This is a genomic window from Escherichia sp. E4702, assembly GCF_963883545.1.
Classification (GTDB): domain Bacteria; phylum Pseudomonadota; class Gammaproteobacteria; order Enterobacterales; family Enterobacteriaceae; genus Escherichia.
This window is the reverse complement of record NZ_CAWORF010000014.1, coordinates 212,940-229,845: the sequence shown is the minus strand read 5'-3', so window position 1 is coordinate 229,845 and position 16,906 is coordinate 212,940. Positions and strand designations below refer to the sequence as shown.

17 protein-coding genes and 1 pseudogene are annotated in these 16,906 nt (G+C 50.5%); 8 read left to right on the top strand and 10 right to left on the bottom strand.

Features of this window, described 5'->3' with window-relative positions; all coding sequences use genetic code 11:
• Positions 1–10 precede the first annotated feature (10 nt).
• Positions 11–943, bottom strand: coding sequence for a zinc ABC transporter substrate-binding protein ZnuA (gene znuA, locus AACU94_RS07160; protein WP_135489256.1), 933 nt, complete (start codon positions 941–943; stop codon positions 11–13).
• A gap of 78 nt (positions 944–1,021) precedes the next feature.
• On the opposite strand from znuA, the gene znuC reads away from it, so the two are divergent.
• Positions 1,022–1,777, top strand: coding sequence for a zinc ABC transporter ATP-binding protein ZnuC (znuC, locus tag AACU94_RS07155; RefSeq protein ID WP_130259907.1), 756 nt, complete (start codon positions 1,022–1,024; stop codon positions 1,775–1,777).
• On the top strand, positions 1,774–2,559 hold the full coding sequence (znuB, locus tag AACU94_RS07150) for a zinc ABC transporter permease subunit ZnuB (RefSeq protein WP_130208494.1): 786 nt from the start codon (positions 1,774–1,776) through the stop codon (positions 2,557–2,559). The genes znuC and znuB overlap by 4 nt, the downstream gene beginning before the upstream one ends.
• A gap of 188 nt (positions 2,560–2,747) precedes the next feature.
• On the opposite strand, the gene ruvB is transcribed toward znuB, so the two are convergent.
• The 4 genes from ruvB to AACU94_RS07130 all read right to left on the bottom strand — a co-directional run bounded on the left by ruvB (position 2,748) and on the right by AACU94_RS07130 (position 6,266).
• On the bottom strand, positions 2,748–3,758 hold the full coding sequence (gene ruvB / locus AACU94_RS07145; RefSeq protein ID WP_000568522.1) for a Holliday junction branch migration DNA helicase RuvB: 1,011 nt from the start codon (positions 3,756–3,758) through the stop codon (positions 2,748–2,750).
• 8 nt (positions 3,759–3,766) lie between these two features.
• The gene (gene ruvA, locus AACU94_RS07140; protein ID WP_000580323.1) at positions 3,767–4,378 is read right to left on the bottom strand and encodes a Holliday junction branch migration protein RuvA; all 612 of its coding nucleotides are present in this window, start codon (positions 4,376–4,378) and stop codon (positions 3,767–3,769) included.
• Positions 4,379–4,511: 133 nt separating this feature from the next.
• Positions 4,512–5,192 carry a hypothetical protein gene (locus tag AACU94_RS07135; RefSeq protein WP_135489174.1) on the bottom strand — a complete coding sequence of 227 codons (681 nt, stop codon included), beginning with the start codon at positions 5,190–5,192 and terminating at the stop codon, positions 4,512–4,514.
• A gap of 24 nt (positions 5,193–5,216) precedes the next feature.
• On the bottom strand, positions 5,217–6,266 hold the full coding sequence (locus AACU94_RS07130) for a hypothetical protein (RefSeq protein ID WP_240726445.1): 1,050 nt from the start codon (positions 6,264–6,266) through the stop codon (positions 5,217–5,219).
• Between AACU94_RS07130 and AACU94_RS07125 the strand changes: the two are divergent.
• Positions 6,174–6,735 (top strand): annotated as a pseudogene (locus AACU94_RS07125) (YebB family permuted papain-like enzyme). The gene AACU94_RS07130 and the pseudogene AACU94_RS07125 overlap by 93 nt on opposite strands.
• A gap of 4 nt (positions 6,736–6,739) precedes the next feature.
• Here the strand turns inward: AACU94_RS07125 and ruvC are convergent.
• From ruvC to aspS, 4 genes are all read right to left on the bottom strand, one after another.
• A complete protein-coding gene (ruvC, locus tag AACU94_RS07120) occupies positions 6,740–7,261 on the bottom strand; it encodes a crossover junction endodeoxyribonuclease RuvC (RefSeq protein ID WP_010350951.1) in 522 nt (173 codons plus the stop codon).
• A gap of 34 nt (positions 7,262–7,295) precedes the next feature.
• Positions 7,296–8,036, bottom strand: a complete 741-nt coding sequence (locus AACU94_RS07115; protein ID WP_000907234.1) for a YebC/PmpR family DNA-binding transcriptional regulator — start codon at positions 8,034–8,036, stop codon at positions 7,296–7,298.
• 28 nt (positions 8,037–8,064) lie between these two features.
• Positions 8,065–8,517, bottom strand: a complete 453-nt coding sequence (gene nudB / locus AACU94_RS07110; protein ID WP_135489255.1) for a dihydroneopterin triphosphate diphosphatase — start codon at positions 8,515–8,517, stop codon at positions 8,065–8,067.
• Positions 8,518–8,634: 117 nt separating this feature from the next.
• On the bottom strand, positions 8,635–10,407 hold the full coding sequence (aspS, locus tag AACU94_RS07105) for an aspartate--tRNA ligase (protein WP_130208496.1): 1,773 nt from the start codon (positions 10,405–10,407) through the stop codon (positions 8,635–8,637).
• A gap of 310 nt (positions 10,408–10,717) precedes the next feature.
• Here aspS and AACU94_RS07100 point away from each other — a divergent pair, with 310 nt between their 5' ends.
• The 5 genes from AACU94_RS07100 to cmoB are packed head-to-tail and all read left to right on the top strand — an operon-like array spanning position 10,718 to position 14,299.
• Positions 10,718–11,284: a hydrolase gene (locus tag AACU94_RS07100; RefSeq protein ID WP_130218698.1), complete on the top strand. Its 567-nt coding sequence runs from the start codon at positions 10,718–10,720 to the stop codon at positions 11,282–11,284.
• Positions 11,281–12,099, top strand: coding sequence for a DUF72 domain-containing protein (locus tag AACU94_RS07095; protein WP_135489172.1), 819 nt, complete (start codon positions 11,281–11,283; stop codon positions 12,097–12,099). The genes AACU94_RS07100 and AACU94_RS07095 overlap by 4 nt, the downstream gene beginning before the upstream one ends.
• Positions 12,100–12,151: 52 nt before the next feature.
• Complete coding sequence (locus AACU94_RS07090; RefSeq protein WP_130218694.1) at positions 12,152–12,547, top strand: MAPEG family protein; 396 nt, start codon at positions 12,152–12,154, stop codon at positions 12,545–12,547.
• Between the two features lie 40 nt (positions 12,548–12,587).
• On the top strand, positions 12,588–13,331 hold the full coding sequence (gene cmoA / locus AACU94_RS07085) for a carboxy-S-adenosyl-L-methionine synthase CmoA (RefSeq protein ID WP_000019588.1): 744 nt from the start codon (positions 12,588–12,590) through the stop codon (positions 13,329–13,331).
• Entirely contained in the window at positions 13,328–14,299 is a 972-nt protein-coding gene (cmoB, locus tag AACU94_RS07080) for a tRNA 5-methoxyuridine(34)/uridine 5-oxyacetic acid(34) synthase CmoB (protein WP_119457715.1), read from the top strand. Before cmoA ends, cmoB begins: the two co-directional genes overlap by 4 nt.
• A gap of 164 nt (positions 14,300–14,463) precedes the next feature.
• Here the strand turns inward: cmoB and torZ are convergent, their stop codons facing one another.
• Positions 14,464–16,893 (bottom strand): trimethylamine N-oxide reductase TorZ, encoded by a 2,430-nt coding sequence (torZ, locus tag AACU94_RS07075; RefSeq protein ID WP_135489171.1) that lies wholly within the window; start codon positions 16,891–16,893, stop codon positions 14,464–14,466.
• Positions 16,894–16,906: the final 13 nt, after the last annotated feature.

The following is a 16,906-nucleotide window of genomic DNA, read 5'->3' as shown; positions in this document are numbered from 1 at the left end:
CACTTCCTCATTAATCTCCTTTCAGGCAGCTCGCGTACTGGTTAGCTAATTGATTCAGGAATTCTGAATAGCTTGTTTTGCCCAGTTTGATATTCGTCCCAAGGGGATCCAACGTTCCCATACGAACGGATGTCCCTCGTGCGACGCTTTCAACGACCGCAGGCCTGAACTGTGGCTCAGCAAAAACGCAGGTTGCTTTTTGCTCAACCAACTGTGTTCTTATTTGATGTAAACGCTGCGCGCCAGGTTGAATCTCAGGGTTTACGGTAAAGTGACCAAGCTGTGTCAGTCCGAATTGTTTTTCGAAGTAGCCGTAAGCATCATGAAAAACGAAATAACCTTTTCCCTTGAGCGGCGCGAGCTCGTTACCAACCTGTTTCCTACTTGAAGCTAATTGTGCCTCAAATTCCATCAGGTTGGCGTCAAGTTTGGCTCGACTTTGCGGCATAAGTTCCACTAATTTTCCATGGATTGCAACCGCTGTAGCCCGCGCTATCTCTGGGGAAAGCCAAACGTGCATGTTGAAATCGCCGTGATGGTGATCTTCGTCACTTTTTTCCGCGTGGTCATGATCATCATCAGCGTCGTGAATGCTTTTCATCAGCAGCGGTTTTACACTCTCAAGCTGCGCAATGGTTACCTGCTTCGCTTCGGGTAATTTACTCACGGGCTTTTGCATAAACGCTTCCATTTCCGGTCCAACCCAGACAACTAAGTCCGCGTTCTGTAAGCGTTTTACATCAGATGGACGCAGTGAATAATCATGTTCAGAGGCCCCATCAGGAAGTAACACCTCCGTCTCTGTTACTCCATCAGCAATAGCGGAAGCAATGAATCCAACAGGTTTAAGCGAAGCGACAACGGCAGCTTCTGCTACCTGAGTTGCACTGCCCCAGAGAGCAGCAGATAATGCTGCGAAAAGAAGCGTTTTTTTATGTAACATAATGCGACCAATCATCGTAATGAATATAAGAAGTGTGATATTATAACATTTCATGACTACTGCAAGACTAAAATTAACATGACAAGTCTGGTTTCCCTGGAAAATGTCTCGGTTTCATTTGGCCAACGCCGCGTCCTCTCTGATGTGTCGCTGGAACTCAAGCCTGGTAGAATTTTGACCTTACTTGGGCCGAACGGCGCAGGTAAGTCGACACTGGTTCGGGTTGTTCTCGGGCTGGTTACACCAGATGAAGGTGTTATCAAGCGCCACGGAAAACTGCGCATTGGTTATGTGCCGCAGAAGCTGTATCTCGACACCACGTTGCCACTGACCGTAAACCGTTTTTTACGCTTACGCCCCAGAACACATAAGGAAGATATTCTGCCTGCACTAAAACGCGTTCAGGCTGGGCATCTTATTGACGCGCCAATGCAAAAGCTCTCTGGCGGTGAAACGCAGCGTGTACTACTCGCGCGCGCATTGTTAAATCAGCCCCAGTTATTAGTTCTGGACGAACCCACCCAGGGCGTGGATGTGAATGGTCAGGTGGCGTTATATGACCTTATTGACCAGTTACGTCGCGAACTGGACTGTGGCGTTTTAATGGTATCTCACGATCTGCATCTGGTGATGGCAAAAACCGATGAAGTACTTTGCCTGAACCATCACATCTGTTGTTCTGGCACACCAGAAGTCGTTTCCCTGCATCCGGAATTTATTTCGATGTTCGGGCCTCGCGGAGCTGAACAGCTGGGTATTTATCGCCATCATCATAATCACCGCCACGATTTACAGGGGCGAATTGTTCTGCGTCGGGGAAGTGATCGCTCATGATTGAATTATTATTTCCCGGTTGGTTAGCCGGGATTATGCTGGCCTGTGCCGCAGGTCCTTTGGGTTCTTTTGTTGTCTGGCGTCGTATGTCTTATTTCGGCGATACGCTGGCCCATGCGTCTTTACTTGGCGTGGCGTTTGGTCTGTTGCTGGACGTGAATCCCTTCTATGCAGTGATTGCCGTTACGCTGCTGCTGGCGGGCGGTCTGGTATGGCTGGAGAAGCGTCCACAGCTGGCGATCGACACGTTATTGGGAATTATGGCGCACAGTGCCTTGTCGCTGGGCCTGGTCGTTGTCAGTCTGATGTCTAACATTCGCGTTGACTTGATGGCATACCTGTTCGGTGATTTGCTGGCAGTGACGCCGGAAGATCTCATCTCCATCGCCATTGGCGTGGTCATTGTGGTGGCAATTCTGTTCTGGCAATGGCGTAATTTACTGTCGATGACCATTAGCCCGGACCTGGCATTTGTCGATGGCGTGAAATTACAGCGAGTGAAATTGCTGTTGATGCTGGTAACAGCATTGACGATTGGTGTGGCAATGAAATTTGTCGGGGCGTTGATTATTACCTCGCTGCTGATCATTCCGGCTGCTACCGCACGTCGTTTTGCCCGTACGCCGGAACAGATGGCAGGTGTCGCCGTTTTAGTGGGGATGATTGCTGTAACTGGCGGTTTAACTTTTTCAGCGTTTTACGATACGCCTGCGGGTCCGTCAGTGGTGCTATGTGCTGCGCTGTTGTTTATTTTGAGTATGATGAAAAAACAGGCCAGCTAATTTGTACCTAAACACAATTGTCGGATAAGACGCGAACGACGTCGCATCAAGCACATTGCCAGTGTCGGATGCGGCGCGAGCGCCTTATGACCTACGGTTCGCTATATCTGGTAGGCCTGATAAGACGCGAACAGCGTCGCATCAGGCACACTGCCAATGTCGGATGCGGCACGAGCGACCGAACCGACCTACGGCATTTCTGGCGGTGTGATGCCGAAATGGTTCCATGCCCGCACTGTCGCCATACGCCCGCGTGGTGTACGCTGCAAAAAGCCTTGCTGAATCAGATAAGGCTCCAGCACATCCTCAATGGTTTCACGTTCTTCGCCAATAGCCGCCGCCAGGTTATCCAGACCTACCGGCCCACCAAAGAACTTATCGATTACCGCCAGCAACAATTTGCGGTCCATATAATCAAAACCTTCAGCATCGACATTCAGCATATCCAGCGCCTGGGCGGCGATATCTGCCGAGATGGTGCCATCGTGCTTCACTTCGGCGAAATCACGCACTCGACGCAGCAGACGGTTGGCAATGCGTGGCGTACCGCGAGCGCGACGAGCAACTTCCAGCGCGCCGTCATCACTCATCTCAAGCCCCATAAAGCGTGCACTACGACTGACAATATATTGCAGATCTGGCACCTGATAAAACTCCAGACGTTGCACAATACCAAAACGGTCGCGCAACGGTGATGTCAGCGAACCTGCGCGCGTGGTTGCGCCAATCAGGGTAAACGGGGGCAAATCAATTTTAATGGAGCGTGCCGCCGGACCTTCACCAATCATGATATCTAACTGGTAGTCTTCCATTGCCGGATACAACACCTCTTCCACCACTGGTGAAAGACGGTGGATCTCATCAATAAACAGCACGTCATGTGGTTCAAGGTTAGTGAGCATTGCTGCCAGATCGCCGGCCTTTTCCAGCACCGGACCGGAAGTCGTGCGTAAATTAACGCCCATTTCATTGGCGACAATATTAGCAAGCGTGGTTTTACCTAAACCCGGAGGGCCAAAAATCAACAGATGATCGAGGGCGTCGCCGCGCAGTTTCGCTGCTTTGATGAAAATCTCCATCTGTGAACGAACCTGCGGCTGACCAACATACTCTTCCAGTAATTTGGGGCGAATGGCGCGATCTGCTACATCTTCCGGCAAAGTCGTACCGGCAGAAATCAGACGGTCTGCTTCAATCATCCTTTACCTCATAACGCGGCGCGTAGGGCTTCGCGAATTAATGTTTCACTGCTGGCGTCAGGGCGGGCGATTTTGCTCACCATGCGGCTGGCTTCTTGTGGTTTATAGCCCAGCGCCACCAGCGCAGCAACCGCTTCCTGTTCAGCATCATCGGTTGCCGGGCTGGCAGGCGACGTGAGCACCAGATCGGCGGCCGGGGTAAACAGATCGCCATGCAAACCTTTAAATCGGTCTTTCATTTCGACAATTAAACGCTCGGCGGTTTTTTTGCCAATACCCGGCAGTTTCACCAGTGCCCCCACTTCTTCACGCTCAACGGCATTAACGAACTGCTGCGCTGACATTCCGGAGAGGATCGCCAGCGCCAGCTTCGGGCCGACGCCGTTGGTTTTGATCAACTCTTTGAACAACGTGCGCTCTTGTTTATTGTTAAAACCGTACAGCAGTTGCGCGTCTTCACGCACCACAAAGTGGGTGAAAACGATCGCTTCCTGACCCGCTTCAGGGAGTTCATAAAAACAGGTCATCGGCATATGCACTTCATAGCCTACGCCGCCCACTTCAATTAACACCAGCGGGGGTTGTTTTTCAATGATGATGCCTCTGAGTCTGCCTATCACATGACGCTCCTGCGTTAATGGCTATGATACAAAGGTGTATCATAAAAAAATGCTGGATAGATATCCAGCGAGGGATGAAACAAAAATTGATGTGCAGAGATTCTTTTTGGGTAACCTGCGCACCAGATGAATACTAATTGCACTGTATTCTGCCAATCGGGTTTCTATATTCCAGCGTCACACCACACAAAAAGTAATGCTCTGACTTGCCTTTCATCCCTTCAAAATTCATAACCGGAATCCCTTTTGATGAGCTATACCAGATATTGACGTATTCTTCAGACTCAAATAACGAAGGTATAATAACCTTGTTGGTATCACACTTGCTGGCGGCATAGTACTGAAAACAGCGTCCGCTTGCACCACAACTGCGTCCATCATCAACAATACACACATTTGCGTTATGAAATTGACTTTCGAGCCAGTACTGCCAGGTAACACCCATTGCGCATAAGATGAAAAGCAGCACTGCTACCGAGAGATAACGTTGGCGATGAGCCGTTCTCCTGAGCCCCATACATGTCATAAACAATGTCACTTGCGCTATCAGTACCCATTCCTTATTGCCATCGACCAGATGCCACTGATTGGTGATGCACGTAAGAAGTATCGATATCGCCATACATCCCAATCGATATCCCCAGCAGAAGGTGTTAAAGGGCAATAACAGATAAAGCAGCGATATTGTTCCGGGCATTATGACAAAAGCGGCGGCGTTAGCTTCGACGAGATCGCTAAATAAGGCGTTATAGCTCGCGATAACGAACTGTGTGAATAAAAAGAAGATAATGCCAGTGCTGCGCTTCTCATCCATTAATCCTTCATTGAGTGAATGCTTTCATTCGCCCAACCCCTGCACATTAAATTTTTCTGGGATCATTCCGCTATCAATTCGCCACTGATAAGATTCCGTATGCGCTAACTCGTCACCATTAAGATCAATCGAAACCTGGTTTGAGTAAATCCGATACTCATCCATTCTGTTAGTCCCAGAGTATTCAGGCAGTGCATAAGTCCCAGCCATTAAATCCCACTTTGACACCCTTTCATAACTTTTTAGCGCATCGCCATATCGCCAGTTAATCAAATCAAAAAGAATGCTTTCGGCATCTTCTCTTGCAAAAATATCATCCCCGACTCTGATGATAAAACTTCCGGCATTAATTTTATAATGATGTTTTCCCGGCAAAAATTCAAAAGCCTGAGTGAGTGAAAATGATTCTTTATAATGCTCACCCGCAGGAATAACTTGCCAGCCATCGACCCCATCATAAATTCCACACATCCCATCAAGGACAATGTTGCTTGTTGTGATGTCAAAGGCTTTATTGCAAGGCATCAAACCACCTTCAAATATATAAGCGGGTTGATTCTTGCTATTGTAGAAATCCAGTAAAGCACTCACCTCCTGCCCCTGCTGTATAACACGAAGTCTCACGGTGACACCACTTTGCGCCATTCTCGCATCGTTAAGGCTCGCACCAATTTCACCCACGCCGTAGATATCATCACTTATATGAATAATTTGAGGAACAATATCCCCTTTCTCATTTAAAGAAATTCTGCCATAACGCCAGGGGTAGCGAATGGCATTATCATGAGCAAATACATTCACACATTGAACGATCGCAACTATCATTATCATATTAATTAATAACCGCATAAAACACTCCTTGTCATTATCACGATACAATGCTAATTCTTTACCTGCTCGAAAAAAAGATGCTATTTCATATATAATTAATGGATTGATATAGTGAAAATAAATTACCCTGCCAAATATGAAACCGGTGATATTGTTTTTACCTGCATCGGTGCTCGCCTGTTTGGGCAAATCTCTGCAGCCTCGAAATGCTGGAGCAACCATGTGGGGATAATCATCGGACATGACGGTGATGATTACCTGGTTGCGGAAAGTCGGGTTCCGCTCTCCACAATCACGACATTATCAAGATTTATTGAGCGGTCGACCGATCAACGCTACGGTGTCCGCCAGCCTTGCTGGCGGTTTAACCGCAGAGCAAAAACTTGCTCTTGTCGAAAAGGTCCCTGGACGGTTGAATAAACTCTACCACACCGGTTTTAAATACGAATCTTCACGCCAGTTCTGTTCAAAATTTGTCTTTGATATTTATAAAGAGGCGCTATGTATTCCGGTGGGCGAAATAGAGACGTTTGGAGAACTGTTAAATAGCAATCCGAATGCAAAACTCACTTTCTGGAAATTCTGGTTCTTAGGCGCAATTCCGTGGGATCGTAAAACGGTTACGCCAGCGAGTTTGTGGCATCATCCGAGTCTAATGTTGATTCATGCGGAGGGAGTAGAAACGCCTCAGCCTGAACTGACTGAAGCGTGATAATTTAGCGCAGTCGCCCTCTCGCCAGGTTCAGCCGCGATTCGCTCATTTGCATCGCATTCTGGCTGACATGGCAGTGGGTGATGGCAATCGCCAGCGCATCGGCGGCATCCGCCTGTGGATTAGCAGGTAATTTCAGCAAGGTACGCACCATATGCTGCACCTGGCTTTTTTCGGCGCTACCAATGCCCACCACTGTTTGCTTCACCTGACGCGCAGCATATTCAAACACCGGCAATTCCTGATTCACCGCTGCCACAATCGCCACGCCTCGTGCCTGCCCCAGTTTCAGGGCAGAGTCAGCGTTCTTTGCCATAAAGACTTGTTCGATTGCGAAATAATCGGGCTGGAACTGGGTGATGATTTCCGTCACGCCCGCATAGATCAGTTTCAGACGAGACGGTAAATCATCCACTTTGGTGCGTATGCATCCGCTACCCAGGTAGGACAGTTGCCTGCCCACCTGACGGATAACACCGTAGCCGGTAACGCGCGAACCCGGGTCAATACCGAGAATAATAGACATCACGCGTCTCCGTTTTGTAGTTTAGCCGGCCTCATCAGAGGGTCGCTGCAACCTCATCAGAGATCTCACCGTTATGGTAAACTTCCTGCACGTCGTCACAGTCTTCCAGCATATCGATCAGACGCATCAGTTTCGGTGCAGTTTCTGCATCCATATCGGCTTTGGTTGACGGGATCATGGAAACTTCTGCGCTGTCTGCTTTCAGACCTGCCGCTTCCAGAGCGTCGCGTACTTTACCCATCTCTTCCCATGCAGTGTAGACGTCGATTGCGCCGTCATCATAGGTCACAACGTCTTCAGCACCTGCTTCCAGTGCTGCTTCCATGATGGTGTCTTCGTCGCCTTTCTCGAAGGAGATCACGCCTTTTTTGCTGAACAGATAGGCTACGGAACCGTCAGTGCCGAGGTTACCGCCACATTTGCTGAATGCGTGACGCACTTCAGCAACGGTACGGTTGCGGTTGTCAGACAGACATTCAATCATGATTGCCGTGCCGCCAGGACCGTAACCTTCGTAGATGATGGTTTCCATGTTTGCATCATCATCACCGCCCACACCACGTGCAATTGCGCGGTTCAGGGTGTCACGGGTCATGTTGTTAGACAGTGCTTTATCAATTGCCGCACGCAGACGCGGGTTAGCGTCCGGATCGCCACCGCCCAGCTTAGCCGCGGTTACCAGCTCACGAATGATTTTAGTGAAGATTTTACCGCGCTTAGCATCCTGTGCAGCTTTACGATGTCTGGTGTTGGCCCATTTACTATGACCTGCCATAAAAATATCTCCAGATAGCCCTGCCTGTTCAGGCAGCGTTAATAACAAACTGTTCAATCGCCTGCCGGTTGCTCCAGGACTTAGTGAGCGCCGCCGCAGCAGGCGCATCAAGCCACTTGTAAGCCAGATGTTCAGTGAAAACAATCTGGCGTTCGTGCGGGAGCGCAAGACAGAACCATGATTCTGTATTACGCGTCACGCCCGGCGTATAGCGATGACGTAAATGTGAAAAAATTTCAAACTCTACCGTGCGCTGACAGTCAATTAAGGTCAGTTGTTCAGCGACAACATCGATGGTGACCTCTTCCTTTACTTCGCGCATGGCAGCTTGCGGCGCGGTTTCACCCTCTTCCACACTGCCGGTTACCGACTGCCAGAAATCGGGATCGTCACGTCGCTGCAACATCAGCACCCGTTTCGTATCTTGTGCATAGATGACCACTAAGATCGAAACGGGACGCTTATACACTTTATCCTTCACGCTGCCTCTTCGTTGACTGCCTTCGCTCATCCCATTCACATAGTTATCTATGCTCATGGGAGTTCACTCAGTTGCCGCCTCGATGCAACGCGAATGATTTCGTGTATTTGAGTCATATCAGTTATTCTCAGCCTTCTTCACAACCTGAATGCTCAGCTCAGCCAGTGCAGTCGGGTTAGCAAAGCTCGGTGCTTCAGTCATCAGACACGCTGCCGCCGTGGTTTTCGGGAAGGCGATAACGTCACGGATGTTGTCGGTGCCGGTCAGCAGCATGGTCAGACGGTCAAGACCGAATGCCAGACCTGCGTGCGGCGGAGTACCGTATTTCAGGGCGTCGAGCAGGAAGCCGAATTTCTCGCGCTGTTCCTCTTCGGTGATCCCCAGAATGCCAAACACCGTCTGCTGCATATCACCATTATGGATACGCACTGAACCACCGCCCACTTCGTAACCATTGATGACCATATCGTAAGCGTTCGCCACCGCATTTTCCGGTGCAGCTTTCAGCTCTGCCGCCGTCATGTCTTTCGGCGCGGTGAACGGATGGTGCATTGCCGTCAGGCCGCCTTCACCGTCGTCTTCAAACATCGGGAAGTCGATAACCCACAGCGGTGCCCATTTGCTTTCGTCGGTCAGGCCAAGGTCTTTACCCACTTTCAAACGCAGTGCGCCCATCGCGTCGGCAACAATTTTCTTGTTGTCGGCACCGAAGAAAATCATATCGCCATCTTGCGCGGCAGTACGATCCAGGATGGCTTCGATGATTTCCGCATTAAGGAACTTCGCTACCGGGCTGTTGATACCTTCCAGACCTTTCGCGCGTTCGTTAACTTTGATGTAAGCCAGACCTTTCGCACCGTAGATTTTAACGAAGTTACCGTATTCGTCGATCTGCTTACGGGTCAGCGATGCGCCACCCGGAACACGCAGAGCGGCAACACGGCCTTTCGGATCGTTCGCCGGACCCGCAAATACCGCGAATTCAACGGATTTCAGCAGATCGGCAACGTCGGTCAGTTCCATCGGGTTACGCAGGTCCGGTTTGTCGGAGCCGTAACGGCGTTCAGCTTCCGCAAAGGTCATTACCGGGAAATCGCCCAGATCAATGCCCTTCACTTCCAGCCACAAATGACGCACCAGCGCTTCCATCACTTCACGCACTTGCGGCGCGGTCATGAAAGAGGTTTCCACATCGATCTGAGTAAATTCAGGCTGACGATCAGCGCGCAGGTCTTCGTCACGGAAGCATTTAACGATCTGATAGTAGCGGTCAAAACCGGACATCATCAGCAGCTGTTTGAACAACTGCGGGGATTGCGGCAGCGCGTAGAATTTACCTTTGTGCACACGAGAAGGCACCAGGTAGTCACGCGCGCCTTCCGGCGTGGCTTTAGTCAGCATCGGAGTTTCGATGTCGAGGAAGCCGTGGTCATCCATAAAACGACGTACCAGGCTGGTGATTTTAGCGCGGGTTTTCAGGCGCTGAGCCATTTCCGGGCGACGCAGGTCGAGGTAGCGGTATTTCAGACGTGCTTCTTCGGTGTTGACGTGGTTAGAGTCAAGCGGCAGAACGTCTGCGCGGTTGATGATGGTCAGCGAGGAAGCCAGCACTTCGATTTCGCCAGTCGCCATATCGCGGTTGATATTTTTTTCGTCACGCGCACGTACGGTGCCCGTGACCTGAATGCAGAACTCATTACGCAGTTCAGAGGCCAGCTTTAACGCGTCCGCACGATCCGGATCGAAAAATACCTGCACGATACCTTCGCGGTCGCGCATATCGATAAAGATCAAGCTACCAAGATCACGACGACGGTTGACCCAACCACACAGAGTCACCTGCTGCCCCACGTGGGACAAACGGAGCTGTCCACAATATTCTGTACGCATGAGATATCCCTTAACTTAGCTGCTGGCGGATGTCCCCTGCTGTGCAGGTGACCTGAGTCGCAGCGTTAGCTGTATGTCACAACTGAATGAAAAAAGGCGGCTATTATACTGGAAATTCTGCCGCACCGTAAGAGCCTGGCCCGCGCTGGAACGCCTCGTTACCACTTTATATCGGGCCTGGATTCAGACTCTACGCCAGTTTGCTATAAAGGTGTTGCCCGAACTCATAAAAATTAACAAAATTTGTCGTTCCGCCATCGGCTAATCGCATTAAGGTGAGAGGCACGATTTTGTTTTATCTGGAGTGATCATGCTTGAACTTAATGCCAAATCCACAGCGCTAGTGGTGATTGATTTACAGGAAGGCATCTTGCCTTTTGCCGGTGGTCCGCATACTGCCGAAGACGTGGTAAATCGCGCCGGGAAGCTGGCGGCGAAATTTCGCGCGAGCGGTCAGCCCGTGTTTCTGGTGCGTGTTGGCTGGTCTGCCGATTATGCTGAAGCATTAAAACAGCCGGTTGATGCCCCTTCTCCCGCTAAAGTGTTGCCCGAAAATTGGTGGCAACATCCTGCTGCATTAGGTGCAACCGACAGCGATATCGAAATCATCAAACGTCAATGGGGTGCGTTTTACGGTACGGATCTGGAGTTGCAATTACGCCGCCGAGGTATCGATACAATAGTGTTATGTGGGATCTCGACCAATATCGGCGTTGAGTCCACCGCCCGCAATGCCTGGGAACTCGGTTTTAATCTGGTGATTGCCGAAGATGCCTGTAGCGCCGCCAGTGCCGAGCAGCACAATAACAGCATCAACCATATCTATCCACGCATCGCCCGTGTGCGCAGTGTGGAAGAGATCCTCAACGCGTTATGATTTACATCGGTCTACCGCAATGGTCGCATCCTAAATGGGTGCGGTTGGGGATAACCAGCCTGGAAGAGTATGCCCGCTACTTTAATTGCGTGGAGGGCAACACCACGCTATACGCCCTGCCGAAACCCGAGGTAGTCCTGCGCTGGCGGGAGCAGACCACAGATGACTTCCGCTTCTGTTTTAAGTTTCCGGCGACCATTTCGCATCAGGCAGCGTTGCGTCATTGCGATGATTTAACCAGTGAATTTTTGACCCGTATGTCACCGCTGACTCCGCGCATTGGGCAATACTGGCTGCAACTGCCTGCCACCTTCGGCCCACAGGATTTGCCTGCGCTTTGGCATTTTCTCGATTCTCTTCCCGGCGAATTTAATTATGGTGTGGAAGTGCGTCATCCGCAGTTTTTCGCCAAAGGGAAAGAAGAACAAACGCTTAATCGCGGTTTACATCAGCGCGGCGTTAATCGGGTAATTTTAGACAGCCGCCCGGTTCATGCAGCACGTCCGCATAATGAAGCCATACGCGACGCTCAACGGAAGAAACCGAAGGTTCCGGTACATGCCGTACTAACGGCGATAAATCCGCTGATCCGTTTTATCGGCAGCGATGATATGGCGCAAAACAGGGAATTATTTCAGGTCTGGTTACAAAAATTAGCGCAGTGGCAGCAGAGCACCACGCCTTATCTTTTTCTGCACACGCCAGATATTGCCCAGGCTCCGGAACTGGTACATACACTGTGGGAAGACCTACGTAAAATGCTTCCAGAGATCGGAGCAGTCCCGGCTATTCCACAGCAATCTTCTCTTTTCTGAATTTGCCACCTATCATAGACAAGTGCCATCGGCCATTTTAAAGGGAGTTTGTATGGTAAGCGCGCTGTATGCCGTTTTAAGTGCGTTGTTATTAATGAAGTTCTCTTTTGATGTTGTTCGCCTGCGAATGCAGTATCGCGTTGCCTATGGCGACGGCGGTTTTAGCGAACTACAAAGTGCTATTCGTATTCATGGCAATGCGGTGGAATATATTCCTATCGCGATTGTATTGATGCTATTTATGGAAATGAATGGTGCTGAAACCTGGATGGTGCATATTTGCGGCCTCGTTTTGCTTGCAGGTCGCCTGATGCATTATTACGGTTTCCATCACCGTCTGTTTCGCTGGCGACGTTCTGGTATGAGCGCCACCTGGTGTGCGCTATTGCTGATGGTGCTGGCGAATCTTTGGTATATGCCCTGGGAGTTGGTTTTCTCCCTGCGTTAGCGCACAATACGCCACTTTCTTTTTCCCGGATTTTTACGTTATGTCTCACCGCGACACGCTATTTTCTGCTCCTATCGCCAGACTGGGCGACTGGACCTTTGATGAACGGGTAGCTGAAGTCTTCCCGGATATGATCCAACGTTCCGTTCCCGGCTACTCCAATATTATTTCAATGATTGGTATGTTAGCTGAACGCTTCGTTCAACCGGGTACGCAGGTTTACGATCTGGGCTGTTCTTTGGGCGCGGCGACGCTCTCAGTGCGTCGCAACATTCATCATGATAATTGTAAAATTATCGCCATCGACAACTCCCCGGCAATGATTGAACGCTGCCGTCGTCATATTGACGCCTATAAAGCGCCTACGCCTGTTGACGTTATTGAAGGTGATATTCGCGATATTGCCATTGAAAACGCGTCGATGGTGGTACTGAATTTTACCCTGCAATTCCTGGAACCTTCCGAGCGCCAGGCGTTACTGGATAAAATTTATCAAGGGCTAAACCCGGGCGGCGCGCTGGTGCTTTCGGAAAAATTCAGTTTCGAAGATGCCAAAGTTGGTGAACTGCTGTTCAACATGCACCACGATTTTAAACGTGCCAACGGTTACAGCGAGCTGGAAATCAGCCAGAAGCGCAGCATGCTGGAAAACGTGATGCTGACCGATTCCGTGGAAACCCACAAGGCACGCCTGCATAAAGCCGGTTTTGAGCATAGCGAGCTGTGGTTCCAGTGCTTTAATTTTGGTTCACTGGTGGCATTAAAAGCAGAGGACGCTGCATGATCGACTTTGGTAACTTTTATTCTCTGATTGCCAAAAATCATCTTTCACACTGGCTGGAAACCCTGCCCGCGCAGATTGCCAGCTGGCAGCGCGAACAGCAGCACGGTCTGTTTAAACAGTGGTCCAATGCGGTGGAATTTCTGCCTGAAATTAAACCGTATCGTCTTGATTTACTGCATAGCGTGACGGCGGAAAGCGAAGAGCCACTGAGCGCCGGGCAGATTAAGCGCATTGAGACTCTGATGCGCAACCTGATGCCGTGGCGCAAAGGGCCGTTCTCACTGTATGGCGTCAACATCGATACCGAGTGGCGTTCCGACTGGAAATGGGATCGTGTTCTGCCCCATCTTTCTGATTTAACCGGGCGCACCATTCTTGATGTCGGCTGCGGCAGCGGCTATCACATGTGGCGCATGATTGGCGCAGGCGCACACCTTGCGGTGGGGATCGACCCTACGCAACTATTCCTCTGCCAGTTTGAAGCAGTGCGTAAACTTTTAGGTAACGACCAACGGGCGCATCTGCTGCCGTTAGGGATTGAACAACTTCCGGCACTGAAAGCCTTTGATACCGTCTTTTCGATGGGCGTGCTTTATCATCGTCGTTCACCGCTGGAGCATCTCTGGCAGTTGAAAGATCAACTGGTGAATGAGGGTGAACTGGTGCTTGAAACGCTGGTTATTGATGGCGACGAAAACACGGTGCTGGTACCAGGCGATCGTTACGCTCAAATGCGTAATGTTTATTTCATCCCGTCGGCCCTGGCGTTGAAAAACTGGCTGAAGAAGTGTGGTTTTGTTGATATTCGCATTGCGGATGTGAGCGTCACCACTACAGAAGAGCAGCGTCGTACCGAGTGGATGGTCACCGAATCGCTGGCCGATTTTCTTGATTCACATGATCCGGGTAAAACGGTAGAAGGTTATCCTGCGCCTAAACGCGCGGTGCTGATTGCGCGTAAGCCGTAAAGGTCTGGTATTACTGCCGGATGCGGCGTGAACGCCTTATCCGGCCTACAAAACCTTGTTAATTCAATATATTGCAGGGACTATGTAGGCCTGATAAGCATAGCGCATCAGGCAGCTTTACGTTTGCATAACCTCAGCGCCCGTTTCCGGGCGCTATTCACTTCTTATACCTGAATAGCTGGCTGATCAAACGCCGTTAACTTCGGCGCATTACCCGTATATTTTTCGATATACACCAGCGCAGAGTTACCGGCACAGGCATTCGCCAGCTGCGAGCTGGGGATATCCGCCGTTAACACGTTCGCACTGCCGTTTTTACACAAACCATTTTCCAGATCCGGCCATGCACCTTCATGCACGCATACCACGCCTTTTTTGATCCCGTCAGTCACCACAGCGCCTGTCAGGATCTGACCACGTTTATTCCAGACACGGACCAGATCGCCATTCTCAATACCAAAGCGAGCAGCATCTTCGGTGTGAATTGTGATCGGCTCACGATCGGCAACCGCATATTTTTTACGCAGCTCCGCATAGTTAAGCTGACTGTGTAGACGATGTGCCGGATGCGCGGTCAGAAGCTGCAACTGCTTCTCGTCGGCGGTACCTTTCCATTCATCAGGAGCCAGCCAGGTCGGGTGTGCCGGGCAATCCTTATAGCCAAATTTTTCCAGCGTTTTTGAATAGATTTCAATTTTGCCGCTTGGCGTACCCAGCGCATTTTTCACCGGATCGGCGCGGAAATCACCATAGCGAACATATTGCTCGTTCTTCTCGCTGCGGCGCATTTCAAGCAGTTTATTTTGCTGCCAGAAGGCATTAAACATTGGCATAGTCACGCGTTGCGCACGCGCACCTTTCTGAGCGGCATCATAGAAAAATTTCAGCCACGCCATTTCATCTTTACCTTCGGTATAGATCTCTTTACCGCCAGGTTTCAGTAATTCCGCAAGATCGGCAAACACGTCAAAATCGTTACGCGCTTCAAATTGCGGAGCGACAGCCTGCTTCATCGGCACAATATGCTGGTTGCTGTAATCACCGGTCATCGTCAGGTCATTGCGCTCAAACGATGTGGTGATCGGTAATACGATATCTGCGTGTTTGGCTGCTGCGGTCCAGTAGCATTCAGAAACGACGATCATCTCCGGTTTCTGCCATGCTTTGATCAGACGATTAGTATCCTGGTGATGGGTAAAGTTACCGCCACCCGCCCACCAGATCATTTTGATATTTGGGTACGTTTGCTCTTTACCGTTGTGCTGATATTTCCCGCCAGGATTTTCCAGCGCATCGACAATACGGGCGACCGGAATCGCGGTCATTCCGCCATCATCAGCTTCCTCACTTGCCTGTCCGGCAATCGCCGCAGACATTTCTGGCAGTACGCCGCCAACTCGCGTCGGGTTGCCACCGTTGGAGTAATGATAAGAGAATCCAAAACCGCCGCCCGGTGTACCAATTTGCCCTAACATCGCCGCCAGCGTCACCAGCATCCAGTGTTTCTGTTCACCGTATTGCTGGCGTTGGATCCCCCAACCAGCCATCAGCATCGTGCGATTCGCCGCCATCAGTTCTGCAAGTTTGACAATCTGCGCTTCCGGTACACCAGTAATTTCTGCCGCCCAGGCCGCGCTCTTCGGCGTATTATCATTCTTGCCGGTCAGATACTCTTCAAACTGCGAATAGCCGGTGGTGTATTTCTCAAGGAAGGCTTTATCGTGCTTACCTTGTGTCATCAGGGTATGCGCGATGCCTAACATCAGCGCCACGTCGGTCCCCATATTCGGTGCGATCCAGGTCGCGTTATCGCCAAAGAACTCGATTGTTTCGGAACGGATAGGGTCGATGGCAATCACTGGTTTGCCCGATTTTTTCAGCTGATGGAAGTATTCCAGCCCTTGTTCATCGGTACTGCTCCAGGCAATTTTTAAGGTATTCAGCGGGTTCATGCCCCACAACACCACCACCTGACTGTTTTCCAGAATCAGCGGCCAGGAAGTCTGCTGTTCATAGACCTCCACAGAACCGACAACGTGCGGCATGATCACCTGCGCAGCCCCGGTAGAGTAATCGCCACTATGCCCGGAATATCCCCCCGCCAGATTCATATAACGTTGCAGTAAGGTTTGCGCTTTATGCAACACGCCAGAAGAGCGCCAGCCGTAAGACCCTGCAAAAATGGCCGATGGTCCGTTAGCTTTACGAATGCGATCGTGTTGCTCATGAATCAGTTTTAATGCCTGTTCCCAGCTCACCTGAACGTAGCTGTCATCCCCGCGACCTTTTGCCGGTTGCAGTGGATTGTCGAGATAACTTTTTCTCACCATCGGATGCTGAATACGCGCCGTAGTGTGTACCTGATCCGCCGCCGTAGACTGTAACGAGTTCGGGATAGTCTTCGCCAGCGCGCCTGTCGAAGAAACAATCTTACCGTCCTTCACTTCTACGTTCATCGCTCCCCAACGACCCGCGGTGAGGATTTTTCCGCCCTTCTCTTCTGCCCATGCGGGTAACGGCGTAGCCGATGTCACCACCAGCGCCCCGGCAGCAATACCGCTATGTTTAATAAACTCACGTCTTGTTAATGTCATAACTTCCTCCCTG

What these genes read in the sequence shown, in the direction of transcription:
- znuA (WP_135489256.1), bottom strand. Translation starts at nt 943, where the DNA reads ATGTTACATAAAAAAACGCTTCTTTTCGCAGCATTATCTGCTGCTCTC.
- znuC (WP_130259907.1), top strand. Translation starts at nt 1,022, where the DNA reads ATGACAAGTCTGGTTTCCCTGGAAAATGTCTCGGTTTCATTTGGCCAA.
- znuB (WP_130208494.1), top strand. Translation starts at nt 1,774, where the DNA reads ATGATTGAATTATTATTTCCCGGTTGGTTAGCCGGGATTATGCTGGCC.
- ruvB (WP_000568522.1), bottom strand. Translation starts at nt 3,758, where the DNA reads ATGATTGAAGCAGACCGTCTGATTTCTGCCGGTACGACTTTGCCGGAA.
- AACU94_RS07135 (WP_135489174.1), bottom strand. Translation starts at nt 5,192, where the DNA reads ATGGATGAGAAGCGCAGCACTGGCATTATCTTCTTTTTATTCACACAG.
- AACU94_RS07130 (WP_240726445.1), bottom strand. Translation starts at nt 6,266, where the DNA reads ATGTCCGATGATTATCCCCACATGGTTGCTCCAGCATTTCGAGGCTGC.
- ruvC (WP_010350951.1), bottom strand. Translation starts at nt 7,261, where the DNA reads ATGTCTATTATTCTCGGTATTGACCCGGGTTCGCGCGTTACCGGCTAC.
- AACU94_RS07115 (WP_000907234.1), bottom strand. Translation starts at nt 8,036, where the DNA reads ATGGCAGGTCATAGTAAATGGGCCAACACCAGACATCGTAAAGCTGCA.
- aspS (WP_130208496.1), bottom strand. Translation starts at nt 10,407, where the DNA reads ATGCGTACAGAATATTGTGGACAGCTCCGTTTGTCCCACGTGGGGCAG.
- AACU94_RS07100 (WP_130218698.1), top strand. Translation starts at nt 10,718, where the DNA reads ATGCTTGAACTTAATGCCAAATCCACAGCGCTAGTGGTGATTGATTTA.
- AACU94_RS07095 (WP_135489172.1), top strand. Translation starts at nt 11,281, where the DNA reads ATGATTTACATCGGTCTACCGCAATGGTCGCATCCTAAATGGGTGCGG.
- AACU94_RS07090 (WP_130218694.1), top strand. Translation starts at nt 12,152, where the DNA reads ATGGTAAGCGCGCTGTATGCCGTTTTAAGTGCGTTGTTATTAATGAAG.
- cmoA (WP_000019588.1), top strand. Translation starts at nt 12,588, where the DNA reads ATGTCTCACCGCGACACGCTATTTTCTGCTCCTATCGCCAGACTGGGC.
- cmoB (WP_119457715.1), top strand. Translation starts at nt 13,328, where the DNA reads ATGATCGACTTTGGTAACTTTTATTCTCTGATTGCCAAAAATCATCTT.
- torZ (WP_135489171.1), bottom strand. Translation starts at nt 16,893, where the DNA reads ATGACATTAACAAGACGTGAGTTTATTAAACATAGCGGTATTGCTGCC.